The 18989-nt window shown below is 37.5% G+C and carries 22 protein-coding genes; 20 read left to right on the top strand and 2 right to left on the bottom strand.

The features are described 5' to 3' along the window. Position 1: 1 nt before the first annotated feature. The 3 genes from SFB89_RS06810 to SFB89_RS06800 all read left to right on the top strand — a co-directional run bounded on the left by SFB89_RS06810 (position 2) and on the right by SFB89_RS06800 (position 1360). Positions 2-676 (top strand): AzlC family ABC transporter permease, encoded by a 675-nt coding sequence (locus SFB89_RS06810; RefSeq protein ID WP_331773935.1) that lies wholly within the window; start codon positions 2-4, stop codon positions 674-676. Beyond that, a complete protein-coding gene (locus SFB89_RS06805) occupies positions 666-992 on the top strand; it encodes a branched-chain amino acid transporter permease (protein WP_331773934.1) in 327 nt (108 codons plus the stop codon). The genes SFB89_RS06810 and SFB89_RS06805 overlap by 11 nt, the downstream gene beginning before the upstream one ends. Before the next feature lie 68 nt (positions 993-1060). After that, the gene (locus SFB89_RS06800) at positions 1061-1360 is read left to right on the top strand and encodes a hypothetical protein (protein WP_331773933.1); all 300 of its coding nucleotides are present in this window, start codon (positions 1061-1063) and stop codon (positions 1358-1360) included. A 4-nt stretch (positions 1361-1364) separates the two neighbouring features. On the opposite strand, the gene SFB89_RS06795 is transcribed toward SFB89_RS06800, so the two are convergent. Beyond that, positions 1365-2408: a GGDEF domain-containing protein gene (locus SFB89_RS06795; protein ID WP_331773932.1), complete on the bottom strand. Its 1044-nt coding sequence runs from the start codon at positions 2406-2408 to the stop codon at positions 1365-1367. Between the two features lie 137 nt (positions 2409-2545). Between SFB89_RS06795 and SFB89_RS06790 the strand changes: the two genes are divergently transcribed. The 17 genes from SFB89_RS06790 to SFB89_RS06710 all read left to right on the top strand — a co-directional run bounded on the left by SFB89_RS06790 (position 2546) and on the right by SFB89_RS06710 (position 17479). Then, positions 2546-3247, top strand: coding sequence for an ABC transporter permease (locus SFB89_RS06790; RefSeq protein WP_331773931.1), 702 nt, complete (start codon positions 2546-2548; stop codon positions 3245-3247). Further along, positions 3231-3734, top strand: coding sequence for a PaaI family thioesterase (locus SFB89_RS06785; protein ID WP_331773930.1), 504 nt, complete (start codon positions 3231-3233; stop codon positions 3732-3734). Before SFB89_RS06790 ends, SFB89_RS06785 begins: the two co-directional genes overlap by 17 nt. A 113-nt stretch (positions 3735-3847) precedes the next feature. Next, entirely contained in the window at positions 3848-4354 is a 507-nt protein-coding gene (locus SFB89_RS06780) for a 3-isopropylmalate dehydratase small subunit (RefSeq protein WP_331773929.1), read from the top strand. Next, on the top strand, positions 4351-5436 hold the full coding sequence (gene leuB / locus SFB89_RS06775; RefSeq protein ID WP_331773928.1) for a 3-isopropylmalate dehydrogenase: 1086 nt from the start codon (positions 4351-4353) through the stop codon (positions 5434-5436). Before SFB89_RS06780 ends, leuB begins: the two co-directional genes overlap by 4 nt. A 9-nt stretch (positions 5437-5445) precedes the next feature. After that, entirely contained in the window at positions 5446-5691 is a 246-nt protein-coding gene (locus SFB89_RS06770; protein WP_331773927.1) for a hypothetical protein, read from the top strand. Between the two features lie 16 nt (positions 5692-5707). Then, on the top strand, positions 5708-6040 hold the full coding sequence (locus SFB89_RS06765; RefSeq protein WP_331773926.1) for a CiaD-like domain-containing protein: 333 nt from the start codon (positions 5708-5710) through the stop codon (positions 6038-6040). Beyond that, entirely contained in the window at positions 6037-7155 is a 1119-nt protein-coding gene (locus tag SFB89_RS06760) for a CCA tRNA nucleotidyltransferase (RefSeq protein ID WP_331773925.1), read from the top strand. The genes SFB89_RS06765 and SFB89_RS06760 overlap by 4 nt, the downstream gene beginning before the upstream one ends. Beyond that, positions 7148-7981 carry a formyltetrahydrofolate deformylase gene (gene purU, locus SFB89_RS06755; RefSeq protein ID WP_331773924.1) on the top strand — a complete coding sequence of 278 codons (834 nt, stop codon included), beginning with the start codon at positions 7148-7150 and terminating at the stop codon, positions 7979-7981. The genes SFB89_RS06760 and purU overlap by 8 nt, the downstream gene beginning before the upstream one ends. Positions 7982-7989: 8 nt before the next feature. Continuing rightward, positions 7990-8469 (top strand): tRNA (cytidine(34)-2'-O)-methyltransferase, encoded by a 480-nt coding sequence (locus tag SFB89_RS06750; protein ID WP_331773923.1) that lies wholly within the window; start codon positions 7990-7992, stop codon positions 8467-8469. Next, positions 8456-9601, top strand: coding sequence for an NAD(P)/FAD-dependent oxidoreductase (locus tag SFB89_RS06745; protein WP_331773922.1), 1146 nt, complete (start codon positions 8456-8458; stop codon positions 9599-9601). The genes SFB89_RS06750 and SFB89_RS06745 overlap by 14 nt, the downstream gene beginning before the upstream one ends. A 10-nt stretch (positions 9602-9611) precedes the next feature. After that, on the top strand, positions 9612-10814 hold the full coding sequence (locus SFB89_RS06740) for an endonuclease/exonuclease/phosphatase family protein (RefSeq protein ID WP_331773921.1): 1203 nt from the start codon (positions 9612-9614) through the stop codon (positions 10812-10814). A gap of 206 nt (positions 10815-11020) precedes the next feature. Next, the gene (glyS, locus tag SFB89_RS06735) at positions 11021-13063 is read left to right on the top strand and encodes a glycine--tRNA ligase subunit beta (protein ID WP_331773920.1); all 2043 of its coding nucleotides are present in this window, start codon (positions 11021-11023) and stop codon (positions 13061-13063) included. Further along, complete coding sequence (locus SFB89_RS06730) at positions 13056-14183, top strand: NAD(P)/FAD-dependent oxidoreductase (protein ID WP_331773919.1); 1128 nt, start codon at positions 13056-13058, stop codon at positions 14181-14183. Before glyS ends, SFB89_RS06730 begins: the two co-directional genes overlap by 8 nt. A gap of 63 nt (positions 14184-14246) precedes the next feature. Beyond that, positions 14247-15047, top strand: coding sequence for a hypothetical protein (locus tag SFB89_RS06725; protein WP_331773918.1), 801 nt, complete (start codon positions 14247-14249; stop codon positions 15045-15047). Further along, a complete protein-coding gene (locus tag SFB89_RS06720; protein ID WP_331773917.1) occupies positions 15047-15508 on the top strand; it encodes a hypothetical protein in 462 nt (153 codons plus the stop codon). The genes SFB89_RS06725 and SFB89_RS06720 overlap by 1 nt, the downstream gene beginning before the upstream one ends. After that, on the top strand, positions 15501-16796 hold the full coding sequence (locus tag SFB89_RS06715) for a molybdopterin-dependent oxidoreductase (protein ID WP_331773916.1): 1296 nt from the start codon (positions 15501-15503) through the stop codon (positions 16794-16796). The genes SFB89_RS06720 and SFB89_RS06715 overlap by 8 nt, the downstream gene beginning before the upstream one ends. Further along, entirely contained in the window at positions 16793-17479 is a 687-nt protein-coding gene (locus tag SFB89_RS06710; protein ID WP_331773915.1) for a hypothetical protein, read from the top strand. The genes SFB89_RS06715 and SFB89_RS06710 overlap by 4 nt, the downstream gene beginning before the upstream one ends. Before the next feature lie 111 nt (positions 17480-17590). Here the strand turns inward: SFB89_RS06710 and SFB89_RS06705 are convergent, their stop codons facing one another. Beyond that, positions 17591-18988: an MBL fold metallo-hydrolase gene (locus SFB89_RS06705; protein ID WP_331773914.1), complete on the bottom strand. Its 1398-nt coding sequence runs from the start codon at positions 18986-18988 to the stop codon at positions 17591-17593. Between the last annotated feature and the right edge of the window lies 1 nt (position 18989).

Here is an 18989-nt window from a genome sequence, read left to right as displayed (position 1 = left end):
TATGAAGTTTTTTTCGATTTTTAAGATAACCATACCGGTATTGATGGGCTATGTTCCCCTTGGTATGGCCTTTGGACTCTTGCTTTCAAAGCTTTTAATTCCTTGGTATTATGCTTTTTTTATGTCAATTTTTATCTTTGCTGGAAGTGCACAATTTTTAGCATTAGTACTGTTTGCTTCTCAAGCTACGGTTTTAGAAGTGGGTATTGCTACGTTTTTATTAAACTTGCGCCATATGTTTTATGGCCTTTCGATGGTGAGTGTATTCAAAGACTTTTCTTGGAAAAAGCACTACCTGATATTTGGGCTCACAGATGAAACCTTTGCTTTGTTAAAGACACGGGATGTGGGCGAAAAAGAGCGCGAAAGAATCTATTTGATCATCACGGCATTAAATCAAAGCTATTGGGTAATCGGGAGCGTGATTGGTGCCTTGTTAGGAAATATTCTGCCGTTTAATTATAAAGGATTAGAATTTTCACTCACCGCGCTTTTTGTGGTTTTGTCGATTGATTTATACAAAAAAAGTAAACTACACAAACCCTTCATGATAGCCGCTGCCATTGGTTTTATTGGGATGTTGACATTCCCAAGCGATAAGATGTTGATTCTCTCCTTAGGGTTGGCGATGTTTACGTTGATACTGTTTAAAAAGGCATTAGAAAATGAGTCATGAATATTTAATCGCAGCCATTGCAATCGCAGCCATTGCGACGTATATCACACGGATTACTCCTTTTTTATTTTTTGGAAATAAGCCTCCTTCTGCGACCATACGCTATATCGAATGGAATATGCCTATCATGATCATGGTCATCTTGGTGTTTTATGCACTCAAAGATGTCAAGTGGGCACTCTATCCTTTTGGTGTACCTGAGATTATTGGTGTTTTTATTGCGGTTGTGATGCATTTAAAATACAGCAATGCTCTCTTGAGTATTATTTCTGCGACATTGGTGTATATGTTTTTGGTTCAAAAAATTTTCGTTTAGTATGAAATGGTCATTAAAATATCATACGCTTGTTATATAATTGATTCAAATAAAACAAAGGATTATCGATGAACCCAAATGAACAGCCTGATTTAAAATTGCAAGATGTTGTGGAAGTGGAGGGCATACGCTATTTGGTCTCTACTATCAAGATGGAAGTCAGACACGCATGGCTCAATCAAAATTCGTATGTTAAAGTTTATGAAACCATCGTCTTTGAAAAAGAAAACGGTCAAGTCCAATATGATAAAGTCATCTGCAATAAAAGATATACAACATATAAGTGCGCTGTTGATGGGCATGCTGCAACAATAAAAAATCTTCCTAATATCATCAAGGCCTGCAATGCCGCTAGAGAGAGTATGTAGAAGTTTAAGAGAGAATTTTTATATTGTTTCTACCGCTATTTTTTGCCAGATAGAGCGCTTGATCAGCACGTGCGGTGAGGCTGGTATTGGTGTCACCTTCGTGGTACACACTGACTCCAGCACTCATAGTTTTTTTACCGATTGTTTGGAATGAATGCTGTTCCACCGCGATGCGAATATTTTCCACCAAAGTGTTCATTCCCTCGATATCTGTTTCGACACAAATCAATGCAAACTCTTCACCTCCCCAACGTGCCAAGAAATCTGTCTCGCGGATGTTGTGTTTGATGAGTTGAGAAATTTCTATCAAAAACATATCTCCAATATGATGACCAAAAGTGTCATTAACCGATTTGAAATAATCAATATCAATCATCGCTAAGCCTATTGGATCATTGCGTCGCCTGTTGCGTTGCAATTCATAAGACAATACATTATCAAATTTAGCACGATTGTACAATTTGGTGAGTGTGTCAGTTTGTGCAGACTTTGCAAGAGCTTTTGTATGCAAAAAGTTTTTTTTGTTAGCACGTTCAAGTAAAAAAGCTCCCAAAAAACCAAAAGAAGTGGCGGAGAGAATCCAAAATAAGTGCATGATAAATTCTTGGTGCGTTAAATAGAAAAAAGAGAAACTAGATATCATGATGACGATACTCGCACTGATAGTAGCATGAAAAAGTTTTAACCCAGAAATGGTGAAAATCCAAAATATACATAGATAGATTTCGGGTAAATACAGATTGGGTGTATTAATCTGTGATGTAATGAGAAGATTTCCAATTGCTGCACTTGCTGGAGCTAAAATAAGCAGATATATCATTGTGTTATAATATTTCTTAAAAAAAGACAAACTTGCAATCAATAGTAAAATTGGCGTGAGGATACATAAGTGAACAAAATGGACTAATGATTGGTATTCTGAAGGGATAATTATGCTATCAAGTATGGCAACCAAAGAGTATAAAAGCGCTGTCAAAATAGCAACGTAGCGAATTTGAAAAACCCGTGAAACCTGTAGCCATTCGTCATATTTTTTTGTATCAAACACGCATGCTATCCTCATATTATTATAAATTTTGCTTAATATACCCAAAAAAGCATAAGGAATCACCATAATATACTATTTTGACCCCTTTATTATAACGGGTGCGCATAATTTAGAAAAAGTATGATAAAATTCTTATCATGCATTTAATTACAATAACACATTTATTTTATATGTTGATTCCCATTAGTATAGTCGCCTACGTCTATTTTCTTTGGACTCAAAATATCAAAGAGATTGTCTTAGCGACGTTTCGTATGCTCACACAGTTGCTTATCATCGGATATTGTCTTACGTTTATCTTCAACAATAATCATGTCATCTTGGGTTTTGTCATTATCTTATTTATGATTGGTGCTTCGAGTTTTATAGCGCTTCGAAATATAGAAAAACGCAATCTCAAAGTCTATTATGAAATCTTGCTTTCTATTGCCATTGGAGGGAGTTTCAACCTTCTATTGGTACTTTATTTTGTCTTGGATTTGCATCCATTTTACCAGCCGAGATTCATCATCCCTCTTGCTGGAATGATTTATGCCAACTCCATGAATGCGATTTCTTTGGTAGCGGAGCGATTTGAAAATGAGATTAAAAACAAAACCTATCCCCAAGCAAGAGCCAATGCTTTTAAAGCATCGCTCATACCTCAAATCAACTCATTTTTAGCGGTTGGTTTGGTCTCACTTCCGGGTATGATGACCGGACAAATTCTCTCAGGAATCGATCCGATTATTGCGGTGCGTTATCAAATCGTCGTGATGGCGATGGTTTTGGGAAGTGCGGGTATGAGCTCGATTATCTATTTATATCAACAAGGAAAAAAATATGGAATTTCAAATTAAAGAACGACAAAATATTTCAAATCACTGTTTTGTCTGTGGCATCAAAAATCCTATCGGTTTGCAAGCTAAATTTTATGCGACTCAAGAAAATGAGACCATTGCCATCTTCACGCCCAATGAGATGTACCAAAGCTATCCGGGGATTTTACACGGAGGCATTTCGGCGACGATTTTAGATGAGACCATTGGTCGGGCTATCATGAACGCATACGGACAAGAGAGTTTTGGCGTGACGATGGAGCTCAATATCAAGTATAAAAAGCCTGTACCTACAGACGTAGAACTCAAAGTGGTCGGACGTATTGATCGTGATCGGGGTAGGGTTTTTGAAGGAACTGGGGAAATTTATCTGCCCGATGGGACGGTTGCGGTGAGTGCTTCAGGAAAATATCTCAAAAGAGCGCTCAAACAAATAACAGATGATGCGTTTATATCAGAAGAATGGTTTGAATCTGATGCTACTGTTTTGGATAAAATAAATATTTAATTTCTTTTTAGGTAAAATAATTACCAGACTTCTAACACGATTTCTATACGCGTTTTGATATCACAGTAGCAATGCTATTAGAAGTTATTTTATATCAATCATTAAGGATGGCCATGAGCACAGAAAATGCAAAAGTTTGGAAATTTGGAGATAATATAGACACCGATTTGATTATCGCAGCACGATATTTGAGCACATCAAATCCAGAAGCATTAGCACAGCATGTTATGGAAGATGCTGATCCTGAATTTGTCAATAAGATGCAAGCAGGTGACATCATTGTAGCCGGAGAAAATTTTGGTTGTGGAAGCAGTCGTGAACATGCTCCTATTGCTTTGAAAACAGCGGGTATTCAAGCAGTTGTGGCCAAAAGCTTTGCACGGATATTTTACAGAAATGCTTTCAATATGGGATTGCCGATTTTTGAGCTTGATGAGACAGATGAAATTGATGAGGGAGATACGCTCAAAATTGATATGCAAAAAGGTGAAATCATCAATGAGACAAAAGATAAAATTTATAAATTTACACCGATTCCTCCTTTTATGCAAGAACTTATCGCAAGTGGCGGTCTTATCAACTATGCAAAAGAAGAGATTAAAAGGAAAAGTGCATCATGAGCCAAAGTGACAAACAATATAATATCGCATTAATAAGAGGGGATGGCATTGGCCCTGAAATTGTAGAAGAGGCGGTTAAAGTTTTAAATGCTGTGTCTGAAAAAGAAGATTTTACTCTCAATTATGAGGAATATTTGATGGGAGGTGTTGCCTATGAAGCGACAAAAAATCCACTCCCTGATGCTACGATTGCGGGATGTTTGAAATCCGATGCGATTCTTTTTGGCGCGATTGGTGGCTATAAATGGGACAATCTAGCCAGTGAACTGAGACCTGAAGCGGGACTTTTGAAACTCAGAAAAGCACTGGGACTTTTTGCCAATTTACGACCGGTTGCAGTTTTTGATGAACTCTTAGATGCAAGTAGTATGAAACCAGAAGTTTTAAAAGGTGTTGATTTATTGGTCGTGCGAGAATTGACCGGTGGCATTTACTTTGGTGAGCCACGAGAAAATGATGGTCAAAGAGCCTACAATACGATGGTCTATACGAGAGAAGAAATCATAAGAATCGCAAAAGTGGCTTTTGAATCTGCTATGAAGCGTAAGAAAAAAGTCTGTTCGGTAGATAAAGCCAATGTTTTGGAAGTGAGTCGTTTGTGGCGTAGTGTTGTCGAAGAAGTAGCCATTTCATATCCTGAAGTAGAATTAACCCATATGTATGTAGACAATGCCGCGATGCAAATCGTGAGAGAACCAAAACAGTTTGATGTCCTCTTAACCGGAAATATCTTTGGTGATATTTTGAGTGATGAGGCGAGTATGATGAGTGGCTCCATCGGCTTGTTACCATCTTCTTCCATTGGGGGCAGTGTTGGTTTGTATGAGCCGATTCATGGATCCGCGCCAGATATTGTTGGACAAGGTATTGCTAATCCTATTGCGACGATTTTGAGTGCTTCGATGATGCTAAGATTTTCTCTTGGTGAAATCAAAGCGGCCGATCGCATTGATAATGCGATTAAGCACGTATTGAAAGATGGGTACAGAACCAAAGATTTGGCACGCTATAATGCAAAAGAAGTCTGTACCACAGAGCAAATTGGATCGATTATCGCCAAATATGTAGCACAAGAGGATTAGAATACAATCATGGTAAAGACGCTAACACTCGCTTCAATTTATGAACTTCAAGGCCTCAAAGAAGAGGCTCTTGAGATTTACAAAGAGATTCTCAAAAATGATGTCAATAACAAAGAAGCGAGGGTAGCCATAAGACGATTAAGCGGTATTAGAAAAAAGTATTATGGCGTCAATGAAGAGATGAAGAATTTTTTTATTGAGATGGAAACTGAAGTGGAATTTCTGGAGTTTGAGAGATGGTTGTTAAGACTTTAAGGGGTGAGGAAGCACAATGGAATTAAAAGAAATGGTGATGATGACGCTATCAGAGCTAGAAGAAGAGCCATCGACAGAGACACAAGATGACCAAGAAGTGATTGACACAGAAGAGATGACAAGTCCAATTGCGACCGCTACAGAAGAGAGTGATGATGTGAAAATTGAGACAAGTGAACAACAATTTTATGAAAATATTCGTGAGAAATTGCTAGTGATTTTTGAAGGTTTTCAGGCTCCAAATAATAAAAATATAGAAGCCAAGATTGACTTGACACTTAATTTTTTAGAATATCTCTTAGCTAGGATTGACGAACGATTGGAACATATAAAAACTCCCAAATCATGACTATTGAACATGCCCTCCCTCATCATTTAAAAGCACCTTTTTATCGTGTTAAATCATTGCTTCAAAGCGTTACCAAACGTGCCTATTTGGTTGGTGGCGGTGTGAGAGATATGATGCTAGGAGTGCCTTTACATGATCTTGATATTGAAGTCTATGATGTTAGTGAAGCTGATTTTGCAAGATTGATGCAAAACCTAGGAGCGATTGGTGTTGGCAAGAGCTTTTTTGTCTATAAATATGGTGATGTGGATTTATCATTGCCGCGAATTGAGCGCAAAGTAGGCAAGGGGCACAAGGCTTTTGATGTGCAGGTGTGTCATGATGAAAAACAAGCCGCCAAGCGTCGCGATTTTACGATGAATGCCATGATGCTGAATATTTTCACACAAGAGCTTTTAGATTTTTATGGAGGCAGAAGCAGTCTTTTGCATCGTCAAATCTCACTCGTGGATGCGACCTCTTTCAAAGAAGACAGTTTACGTGTTTTGCGAGGGATTCAATTTAGTGCAAGATTGGGATATAAGATCGATAAAGAGACATTGCGCGTGATGGATGCTTTGGCTTTAGATGATTTGAGTAAGACGCGAATATTTTGGGAATTAGAAAAATTATTTAATGCAAAGTATTTACATTATGGGCTTTATTATTTGATAAAATTGGGTATTTTTGAGAAACTTTTCAAAATGGATTTTAAAAAAGATACCTTTCTCAAAATGGCACTTGAAATGGCACGAAATCGCAAAAATTTTCTCCCAAAACAAAATACATATTATTTTATGTATTTTATCGGGAACATCGGTAAAATCGATATTAAAACAATGATAAAAGACTTAGATATGCCACGAGAGTATCGTCATGTCTTCAAATATCAGCCCTATATCGAAGGGGATGTGAGTGATGCAAAATTGAAAGAAATTGCGATAGATTTGCCGATTTCATTGTGGCTTGGCAATTACAAAAAAGGTGTGATTGCGCGAGCAAAAAGATTGGATATTTTCGATAAAGTATTTGACGGTGGTATTACGACTCAGAGTGTCATCGCAGATGGTTTTGAGAAAGAAGCAATAAAAAAAGAACTAAAAAGAAGGAAATTAGAGGTGATACAAAGTGAATAAATATGTTTTAAAAATCAAATGTTCCGATGAAAAGGGATTGATTCATAAGATTGCAGATGTACTCTATTCAAATGATTTAAATATTGAAAAAAATAATGAATTTGTGGATGGTGAAAATAAGAAATTTTTCTTTAGAGCGCGCATTGATGGATTGATTGATAGCCAAAAAATTGTTTCAGAATTAAAGGCAGTGATGCCCAAAGATGCTGAGATTACCTTAGTCAAAAAAGTCAAGAAAAAAATCATCGTTTTGGTGACAAAAGAGTCCCATTGTCTGGGAGATATCTTGCTCAAACACGACAGCGGAGAGCTAAATGCCGATATTCAAGCGGTGGTCTCAAATTATGATATTTTAAGACCATTATGTCAGAAATTTGATATTCCGTATCATTGTGTTTTAAGTGAAGGTATGAGCCGAGAAGAGCATGAAAAAGCTGTCCTTGAAGTGCTAGGAGGTTATGATGTAGATTATCTGGTATTGGCTAAATATATGAGAATTTTATCTGAGAATTTTGTGTCACAATATGATCAAAGGATTATTAATATCCATCACTCATTCTTACCGGCTTTCATCGGAGCCAATCCTTACAAACAAGCCCATAAACGTGGGGTGAAGATTATTGGAGCGACGGCACATTTTGTAAATAACAATCTAGATGAGGGTCCTATTATTGCCCAAGATGTGATTCCTGTCAATCATGAGCTTAATTGGAAAAATATGCAAAGAGCCGGTAAAAATGTAGAAAAGACCGTACTCTCCAATGCGTTGGATTTGGTTTTTGATGATAAAATCTTTGTTCATGCGAACAAAACAATTGTATTTTAGGATGACTCATGTTTAATATCGTACTTGTACATCCTCAAATCCCACAAAATACCGGTAGCATCGGTAGAATTTGTGTGAATACTGACTCTAAGTTACATATTGTCAAGCCGACTTGTTTTGAAATCAATGATAAAAATGTCAAGCGAGCAGGGCTTGATTATTGGCATCTTTTAGATGTGACGGTGTGGGAGAGTTTGGATGATTTTATGGCCGCCAATGAGCAATATTTGGATCGTTTTTTCTTTGCTACGACTAAAAGTAAATTGCCATATTTTGATGCCAAGATGAAAGATGGAGATTTTCTCTTTTTTGGTGGTGAATCTACCGGGCTACCGATGGATTTGATGCAAAAAAACTGGAACCATGCGATTACCATCCCGATGGGTGAGCATGGACGCAGTCTCAACCAATCGGTGGCAGTAGGTATTGTCCTATATGATGCTATCCGACAAAATTTCAAAGAATTAGCAGCATTTGAAAACTTTTGATATCGCTTTTATCGGTGCAGGGGCGAGTGCATTGATGTGTGCATCTGGGATCAAAAATCAATCCATTGCCCTGATAGAATCATCGCAGACTTTAGCACCTAAGATACGTATTTCAGGGGGTGGAAAATGTAATTTCACCAATCATGATATCAGTGAGACACATTATCGTGGTGATGCAAAAGCAATCAAAAAATGTTTTGCTTCTTTTAACCAAAAAGATTTATTGGCGTTCTTTCAAAAAGAAGATTTATCTTACGAACGACGCGATCATGGGAAATATTTTTGCAAAAATAGTGCTAAGGATATTATCAAAATTTTTTCTCAATTAACAAAGCATTGTGATATGTTATTGAATCATACTGTCAAAGAGGTGACTTATGAGGATGATTTTATCATCGAAACCAATCAAGGTACCATTCACGCGAAACGTTTAGTGGTTGCAAGTGGAGGATTGAGTTATGCGAGCGTGGGTGCTTCAGATATAGGCTTTAAAATCGCCCAATCTTTTGGTCATACCATCATCAAACCGCAGCCAGCTCTTGTGGGACTTACGGTGCAAAAAGATCAATTTTGGATGAAAAGTTTGAGTGGTATTTCCCTCTTGGTATCCCTGCAAGTGGGAGAGAAGATTTTCAAAGACCAACTCTTATTTACCCATAAAGGAATCAGCGGTCCGGCGGTATTATCGGGGTCTTTATATTGGGAAAAAGGTACTATCATGATAGATTTTTTGCCCGAAGTGCGCATCGCTAAATTGATTGCCAAAAAAAGCGACAAGCAAATCAGCAGTCTTCTTCCCCTGCCTAAAAGATTTATAAAAGAGTATTTAAAATCTGTGGATTTGGACGATGTACCCATCAAGCGTTTAACGCCACAAGAAATTGAAAAATTGACAAAATTGCACCATTATGAATTGCCTCCGGCAGGAAATTTTGGCTATACTAAGGCGGAAGTAACTCGTGGTGGTGTTGATACGAGTGAGATGAATATGGACACCTTTGAAAGCCTGAAAAAAAAGGACTTATATTTCATAGGAGAAGTCCTCAATGTTACCGGTGAGCTTGGTGGATATAATTTCCAGTGGGCTTTTTCATCTGCGAAAGTTTTAGCAGAGTATTTAACAAAAAGATAAAGGATAATATGTGAGACATTTGATTTTAATTTTTTTAATCTTCTCTTCGTTGTTTTCAAAAGAGATAAAAATTGCAACATATAATGTTCAAAATTTATTTGATTTAAAGCAAGACGGACACGAATACCCTGAGTATATTGCTTCAGAGAAGACAAATTGGAATCAAAAGACATTGGCTCTCAAATTGGCACATATTGCACGAGTTATTAGAGATTTGGATGCAGATGTCATTGCATTGGAAGAGGTCGAAAATCTCAATGTGGCAGTGCTTTTAAATCGGGTATTAAAAGATAAAAAATATCCTTATATTTATACTTTTTTCAAAAAAAACAAACACGTTGTCGGCAATGTCGTGTTTTCACGGTATAAAGTAGCCCATAAATATTCTGTGGATGTGGAGGGTTTTAACCGAGGGATTGATGTATTAAAACTCTATTTTGATCATGAAAAATTGATGATTTATATCAATCATTGGCCGGCTTTTAAGCACGGATTAAAGGCACGAAATGCTTATGCTAAAAAACTCAAAAGTATTCTAAACCCTAATGATGAGTCGATTATTATGGGTGATTTTAATGCCCCTTATAAAATCAGACAAGATCAATGGGGTGCGAGTTTAGTCAATACGCTAGGGATAGGAAATCGTGATAAATCGCTGTATGATCTGTGGTATGAATTACCGCCAAATATGCGCTACACATATGTGTATAAACGGACTAAAAATACGCTAGATCATATCATTATTTCCAAAAACTTACTGGATCATTCTAAGATTGAATACAAACCCAAATCTTTTGGTGTTTTGCGTAGCAATTATTTGTTAGACAAATACAGATATCCTAAAAGATGGGTCGTGACGAAAGATTTCAAAAACAAAGGAGTAGGGTATTCGGATCATTTGCCAATCTATGCTACATTTCAAACACCTCCGTATCATCAACCGAAGATACGTACGGTGAGTATCTCTTATTTGAAAAAAATGTATAATGATCTTTTGCCTGCTATTTTGAAAAATGTCACGGTGATACGCGTCGATGCTTATAGTGTTTTGATTGGCGATGGTGGTGAAAGAATTAAAATTTATCTACCCGATGAAACCTTTAAAAAGGGTGAGAGATATGATATACTAGTCCAAAGGATTCAAAATTATAAAAGAAGTACTGAAATCAGTCTTTGTAAAATCCTAAAAACTTATAAAAAAGGTGAAAAATAACATGTTTGATACATTTATGATGGTGGCATTTGTCTTGTTCTTGATTTGGGTCATGATAGGATTTTTTAGACAAACGCAAAGGAAAGATAAATAAAAGAAGATTTTTGTTAAAATTTTAATACATTTTATCTCGTATGACGCTATGGCATTGAGAATAAAAAAGAGACTATAATCCCAAAAATATATATAATTAAAAGGTTTTTTATATGACTAAACCGCTACTGATAGAAGTTGGTGTTGAAGAATTGCCGGCGATTCCGTTTTTGAAAGAGTTGCCAAATATCGAAAAAAAATATACAAAAGTATTGGAATCCAATGCGCTGTTGTGTGAGTTTGAATTTTACTATACGCCAAGAAGATTAGTGTTATGGCATCCAGAATTTCCACTTTCCCAAGAAGACAAAGAAGAAGAGTTTTTTGGTGCACCGATAAGTATTGCGTATAAAGATGGTGTCCCAACCCCTGCGGCTGTTGGATTTGCCAAAAAATGTGGCACTACAATCGAAAATTTACAAACGGCCAATAAAGGTGGCAAAGAAGTGTTATACTTCAAGCACATCACGCATGGTGAAGAGTCCGTCAAATTTATTGGTACTATTGTTGAGACCTTTTTGAAGAGTCTTAATTTTGGTAAATCCATGCGATGGGGAAGTTCTCATGAGCATTTTATCCGACCAATTCGCTGGATTGGTTGTATGTTGGGGCATGAAATTGTCAAATTTAGAGCTTTTGACTTGGAATCATCAAACCAATCTTATCCCCATCGTCATGTCTCATATGCGCCATTTAGCTATGATTTTGCTGGAGAGTATTTTGATAAGCTCAAAGACCATGGCGTGATGTTGTTTTCTGATAAGAGAAGAGAGAAAATTTTGGCTGATTTTGACGCGATTGAGGCTAATCATAACCTTAGCATTGAAAAAGATTCAGATTTACTCAATGAAGTCGTGGCGATTACAGAGCATCCGCGTGCTTTATTGGGAAGCTTTGATGAAGAGTTTCTCAGATTACCTCCTGAAGTTATCATGACATCGATGAAAGAGCATCAACGCTACTTTCCAGTTTTTAAAGAAGGGACTCTGACCAATCACTTCATCGTTGTTTCCAACGCCATCTGTGATAATTATGATCTCATCGTAAGCGGAAATGAAAAAGTATTGCGCGCGAGATTGAGTGATGCTCTCTTTTTCTATGATAATGACCTCAAAAATGGCTTGGATTTCTCTGGCTTGAAAGATGTCGTCTTTTTGGATGGATTGGGTACCGTATTTGATAAAACGATGCGCGAAAAAAGTGTTGCAGATTATCTGTATGAAAAATACCTTGATAAACTTACAGCAGAAAATCCAACCAAAGAAAAATTACAAGACTTGCTTAATCGTTCTGTCTTATTTGCCAAAGCGGATTTATTGAGTGAGATGGTCTATGAGTTTACAGAACTTCAAGGGTTGATGGGATATTATTATGCCAAAGCCGCCGGAGAAGATGCGCTGGTGTATCGTGCGATTAAGGAACAATATCTTCCCAACAGTGAAGACAGCGAACTACCTAGCACGATTTTTAGCTCTATTATAGCATTGGCGAATAAGCTAGATTCTGTATTGGCACTTTTTAGTATCAATAGAATTCCTACCGGTACCAAAGACCCTTATGCACTTCGAAGAGCCGTCAATGGTATTATTAAGATTGTTTTAGAATATCGTCTGGCCTTTGACATTGACAAAGATATTGATGCTTTGGCAAAACATTACAAAAGTTTTGATGTCAACGGCTTGAAACAATTCTTTTTAGAGCGAATCAACCAATTTTTTGATGTTAATGCTTCTGTTATCCAAGCGGTGTTAAGTAGTGGTGAACGTGATATTGTGACATTATCTTTGAAAATCAAAGCCTTGAGTCAGATTGTCAAAGCAGAAGGATTTCAAGACAGTTTTTCAACTTTCAAGCGGGTGGCCAATATCATCAAAAATCTTACTTTAGAAGATTTAGATATTGAGACAGCGTTGTTGCAACAAGAAGAAGAAAAAAATCTTTATGCGCGTTTTATCGCCGTACGAAATGAAGATTATACTCTTTATGAAGAAAAACTCGATGCACTCTTTTCACTCAAACCTGAGATTGATGCATTTTTCGACAATGTGATGGTCAATGTAGAAGATGCCAGCTTAAAACGCAACAGACAAAATCTCATCGCCTCAATTTACAGTGAATTTAAATCCATTGCCGATATCAAAGAGATAAGTGTTTGATTTTGCGATTATCGGTGCGGGTATTAGCGGTGCCAGTGTCGCATTTTTTCTAAAACAAGCCGGCAAAAAAGTTATCGTAATCGAGCAAGACAAGAGCGCAAGCGGCGGCAGTGGTGCTGCAGGCGCGTTCTTGTCTCCCAAAATCGGATCAGATTCTGATTACTCACATTTTATCAATGATTCTTTTCAATTTTCTTTAGATTTTTATCAAAAACAGTTCCCAAAATTTTTGAAAAAACCCGGAATGTTGCGACTGTTGAGATCACCCTCTGATATTCTAAAATGCCAAGCACATGAACAAAAACTCCCGCGCCATTTTACATACCTCAAAGCAGAAGAGGTATCTCACATCAAGAAAGAGGCTTGCCGATACGGTGGATATTTTTTTGATCAGGGCACAATCATCGATAGTGTCGGTGTTATTGATGCGATGTTACAAGATATAGAAGTCGTTGAAAACACAAAAGTAACGTCATTGATTTTTGAGGATGGAGGGTATCAAATCGGCTCCATAAAAGCCCGAGGCGTGATTTTGTGTGCGGGCCATAATGAAGGATTTCCTCAGAGTGATTATTGCATGCTCAAAAAGATTTACGGGCACCGTTTGGATATTCAAACATCGGCCTTTTTGCCGTTTCATATTCACAAAAAGTATTCGGTGAGTGCGAGTGAGAACCAGATGATATCTATCGGAGCTACGCATATTCCTGGCTATCAATATGATGCGACAAAGGATTTCACCAGTGAAATCGATACCCTCCTACAAGCAGTAGAATCTTATGTGGATTTGGGAGCGTATGAGATTAAAAAAGTACATTTTGGTGTGCGTTCTGCTACGATTGATTTTTTTCCAGTGCTGGGTGCTTTGATTGATGCTAAGGCAACACTCAAAGCTTATCCGTATATAGCAAAAGGTTCCAAAGTCCCCAGTACGCGCTATCATTACTATCCTCATCTTTATGTTCATAGTGGACACGGTGCGCGGGGATTTGTATTGGCTCCTAGCACGGCGCGTATTTTGGTTGATAATATTTGTCATCATGTTGCTATTCCTAAGCGATTGGATACAAAAAGGCTTTTTTTAAAGTATGCTAGAAGGGAAAATGCTTTAAAATTATAAAAAGTTTTTTTATTTTATTGACATAAATAATGTATAATACAAAAAAGTAATAGAGGAATTTTTATGAAATATATAGCGATGTTTTTTGTGCTGTGTTTGAGTCTTGATGCGAGTGTTTATTATGCTAAAGTTGAACCTTTGCAAACCTATACGATTAAAGCGGCCGCAAGTGGTAAGGTATTGGATGCTGACAAAAAAGCAGAAGGTACGATTTCTAAGGGACAAGTATTAATCCAATTGGATGATGTTTTGGCACAAGAAGATTTGAAAAGTTCTAAAGCGCAGTTAGTATCTTTGAAAAAAGTACTCGAAATCACAAAAAAGAATTTAGCTAATGCAAAAATTATAGCCAAAATCAGGGAAACAAATTATAATAAAATCAAAAATCTCAAAACCAAATCACGTATCGATAAAGATGCCAGTCTTGTGACGATGGTGAACGCAGAAGATGCGATGTTGAATCTTGAAAATAGTTTGGAGAGTTTAAAGAGACAAATTGACACCCAAGTTTATAAGATTCAATCGCTCAAAGATCAGATTCAAAAGAAACGTATCATGATACAAAAAGGTTTTTTGATTTATAAATTGTATGTTTTAAAAGATGATTATGTGACGACGGGAATGACATTGGCTGATGCTTATGATGTCTCCAAAGGGAAATTGATTGTTTATGTCTCAAAAGATGATTATGCCCTCGCTCAAAAGGGTAGCATTTATATCAATGACAAAAAAACAGCGTATCACATCAATAAACTTTGGAAGGTGAGTGATACTGAAAATATCTCAGCATATAAAGCAGAGATTTGGATTAAGGCACCTGAGCTTTTTTCAAAACTTGTTAAAATTGAATTTAAGGAACAGTAATGCGCGTGAGTACCTGTCCTTTGGATTGTTTTGATAGTTGTAGTATTGTTGTTGATGAAAAGGGTCACCTGCATGGCAACAAAAATCATCCAATCACACAAGGGTATCTTTGTCATCATCTCAATCACTATCATGAGATTCCCAGAATTCAAAAAGCCTCATTTCAGGGACGTGATATTAGTAAAGATGAAGCATTGGAGATATTGGCTACAAAGCTAGCATCTGCAAAGCCAGAGAAGGTTTTATATTTTAAAGGCAGTGGCAACTTAGGATGCATGCAAAGTGTCCCAAAGGTCTTTTTTTCTCAATATGGTGCGACACTTACGCGAGGTGGTCTGTGCGAAGATGCAGGTACCTATGGCATCGAGGAGGGCAGAGGTGCGAGTTTGGCACTCTCTCCTAATATTGTCAAAGAGAGCGATGTCGTGATTCTTTGGGGGGCGAAATTCTTCTGTGACTAATTCTCACATGTTACCAGCACTCAAAGGCAAAACACTGATTGTGATTGACCCTCGTGTCACAAATCTTGCAAAAAAAGCGGATTTACACATCCAAATCAAACCGCGCCGCGATATTTATCTGGCGTTACTTTTGGCTCGTGTGGCTTATATGGAACAATTAGAAGATGTGGATTTCATAGCGCAAAGATGTGATAATTTTGATAATTATGTGGATTTGATTACGGGTATTCAAATTCGGGAATTGATTGAAAAATCTGGCGTTGATCTCATTGATATTGGCAAAATATTGTCTTTAATAGAGGGTAAAAAAGTCTCTATATTGACAGGAATTGGGGTGCAAAAGTATGATTTTGGACATAGTGTCCTACGTGCGATTGACTCTTTTGCTGCGATGTTGGGGCTCTTTGGCAAAGCAGGGTGTGGTGTCGGCTACATCGATGATAGTAGTTATGGTTTTGCCAAGCCTTTTAAAACTGAGCCCAAGCGCAAGGTTATGATGGCAACGGTTGATTTTGGAGCATTTGATATTGTCTTTATCCAAGGGAGTAATCCGATGACGCAACTCCCCTCCACTCCAAAAGTCAAAGCCGGGCTTGAGAAAGCACGCTTTGTTGTTTACTTTGGATTGTATGAAAATGAGACTTCAAAATTAGCCGATTTGATTATCCCTGCCAAAGACTTTTTGGAAAAAGAGGATCTCAAACTCTCCTATGGACATGAGTATGTCGGACGCATGCCCAAAATATTTGAGAATTCCAGTTGTGTCAGTGAGTATGAACTGAGTCAATTTTTATTGGAAAAATTTGCTTTTGACGCACTCAAAAAAGACACGGATTATCTTGATGATATTATTGCGTCCAATACATTTGAAAAAGATGGATTTTTGGCTTCAAAGTATTTTGAAACACGGCCTTATGAAAAGACGTTTTATACCCAAAGTGGAAAGTTTGAGTTTTTCGATGATTTTGATGATGAATTTGACGATGATGCGGGAGCTTTTTATCTCTTGGCCGTCAAACAAAATAAATCGCTCAATTCCCAATTTATGACGGATGACTTTTTACGTGTTCCTACTATTTTGGACTTAAAAGATGGTGAGCGCGTTCGACTGCGTCGGGATGATTATAGTTGTGAGTATGAAGTACGGGTAGATCCAAGTTTACGAGATGATTGCTTGGCCTTGTTCTCAGGCGGTAAAAACAGTAATGTCCTGACGCCAAGTCGTGTCAGTGATGAGGGAGATTGTGCTATTTATCAAGATATAAAGGTTGATTTGGAAAAGATATGATGGATACTGACGTATTACTCGAAGATGCACTTCTTTTGGTGGAGCAAAATTTTTATTTTTTAAATATGGGTGAGTTCTTAGGTAAAATTGCCAAGACAGAGAATTTGAGCGAACGCAGTTTGTTTGTCGTGAAAAAATGTAGCGAGGGGCAAGCGTATTACTTCAATGCCGAAATTATTTATGAACTTTTAGAAAATGCACGAGAATATAAAAATGAAGAGATGTCTTTTTTTGAATATTTTGTCGAATTTAACGCATTTCGCGGGATTTGTATGGCGATGGTTGAATCCTTGCGATTAGAGAGTCCTTTTCAAGATTATATTAAAGATAAAATGCAAGATCAGTATGAAAATTTCTTTGATATTCTCTCTTTTATACGCAATGTTCTCTCTCATAACACACATGCAGAAATCAGACTCAATGACAAAGATTTTGATGGTACGCTCAAGCGAATTCGCCGTATGAGACGCAATGAAAAAGTGACGCTTTCATTTCGATATAGCGAAACGTTACCAGAAATCTCACCGCCTAATAGCCAATATGGTTTGGATATTGGTATTGATTTTTTATCCCTCAAAAAAGGGGATGCTTTTTTGGATGTCGTGACGCTGTGGGATTTGTTCATGATAGGTGAACTTTGTTTTAACCTCGTGATTTCATATCGGGCGATTTATAACCAATAACAAAACGAAGGCATTGCCTTCAACATCAAGGTGAGGGTTCATCATTAGGATCATATCCTCATAGATGAACCTGTTCCTCACAACCTAAAATACTAGAATGCAAAATCAATCTCATACACCAATCTCTTCACCTGCTTTTACTATGTGTGATTTTTTGCCTAACTGCTCTTCTATGGCTTTTTGAAAAATCTCTTGTTTTTGTCTCTCTCCGTGAACAATGAAGATTTTACCTAATCTTTTGAATGTTCGAATCCAATGGATTAACTCTTTTTGATCCGCATGAGCAGAAAATCCATTGATCGTATGAACGTGAGCTTTGATGCATACTTCTTCGCCATAAACTTTAATCTCTTTGGCTCCATCGACAAGGAGTCTGCCCAGTGTTCCCTCAGCTTGATATCCGACGATTATGAGTGCATTTTTTTCATCCCACAATCGATGTTTGAAGTGGTGCAATACGCGTCCGCCATTGCACATACCAGAACCGGCTATGATGATACATCGGGATTTTTTTTCATTGATTTTCATTGATTCCTCAGCTTCTAAGGTGTAGTGCAGATAGGGAAAACCAAAGACCGAACCATCTCGCAATAGGTTGTCTTGACAGTGCTGGCTGAGCTCATCATGATAGGTATTATAAAGTTCCGTAGCCCGAATGGCCATCGGTGAATCTAAGTAGATGTGGCACTCAGGCAACTCACCATCATCATACATTTGTTTTAAGGTGCATAATATCTCTTGTGCGCGATCGATAGCAAAGGAGGGAATCACAACATTGCCATCTTTTTTTAATGTCTCTGTGATGATGGTCTTGAATTCTACTAAACTCTCTTGAATGCCTCTGTGATTTCGGTCTCCATAGGTAGATTCGATATATAAGACATCAGCCTCGTCAAATGTTTGCGGAAGGGGCATGACAATGTCATTGTTATTGCCTAAATCTCCACTAAAGACAACAGTTTTCTCTACGCCATTTTCTTCAAATGTGATTTGAATGATTGCTGAATCTAGGATATGACCTGCATTTTTAAACATGACACTCAGCCCATTTTTGAGTTCAAGTTTTTCTTCATAATGTACAAAGTGCATCGGAAGTTGATACAAGGCATTCACATCATCAAGGGTATAAAGCGGGGGTCTAATCGATTGTTCCATTCCCCGTCTTTGGGCTTTTCTATACCGTGTTTGGTAGTCAATATCCATAAGTTTGGCACTATCAAGCAACACGACTTCGGCTAAATCCATCGTTGATCGCAACGTGATAATCTCCCCTTTAAAACCCTCTTTGACAAGTTTCGGTATGCGTCCGACATGATCTAAGTGTCCGTGTGTAATCAGTAAAATATCAATGTCTGCTGGATCAAATCCAAAGGGTTCAAGATTGCGTTCTTCTGCTCTTCCTTGAAACATACCACAATCTATCATGATATGCCTTCCATCTTTGAGTTGTAAGACATGACAAGAACCGGTAACAACTTCAGTGGCTCCGTATGATTGTATTTTTGCCATA

The sequence above is a fragment of the Sulfurospirillum sp. 1612 genome (genome assembly GCF_036556685.1).
GTDB lineage: Bacteria > Campylobacterota > Campylobacteria > Campylobacterales > Sulfurospirillaceae > JAADIZ01.
The sequence above is the reverse complement of the archived record's forward strand: the minus strand, read 5'-3'. Positions and strand labels throughout refer to the sequence as shown.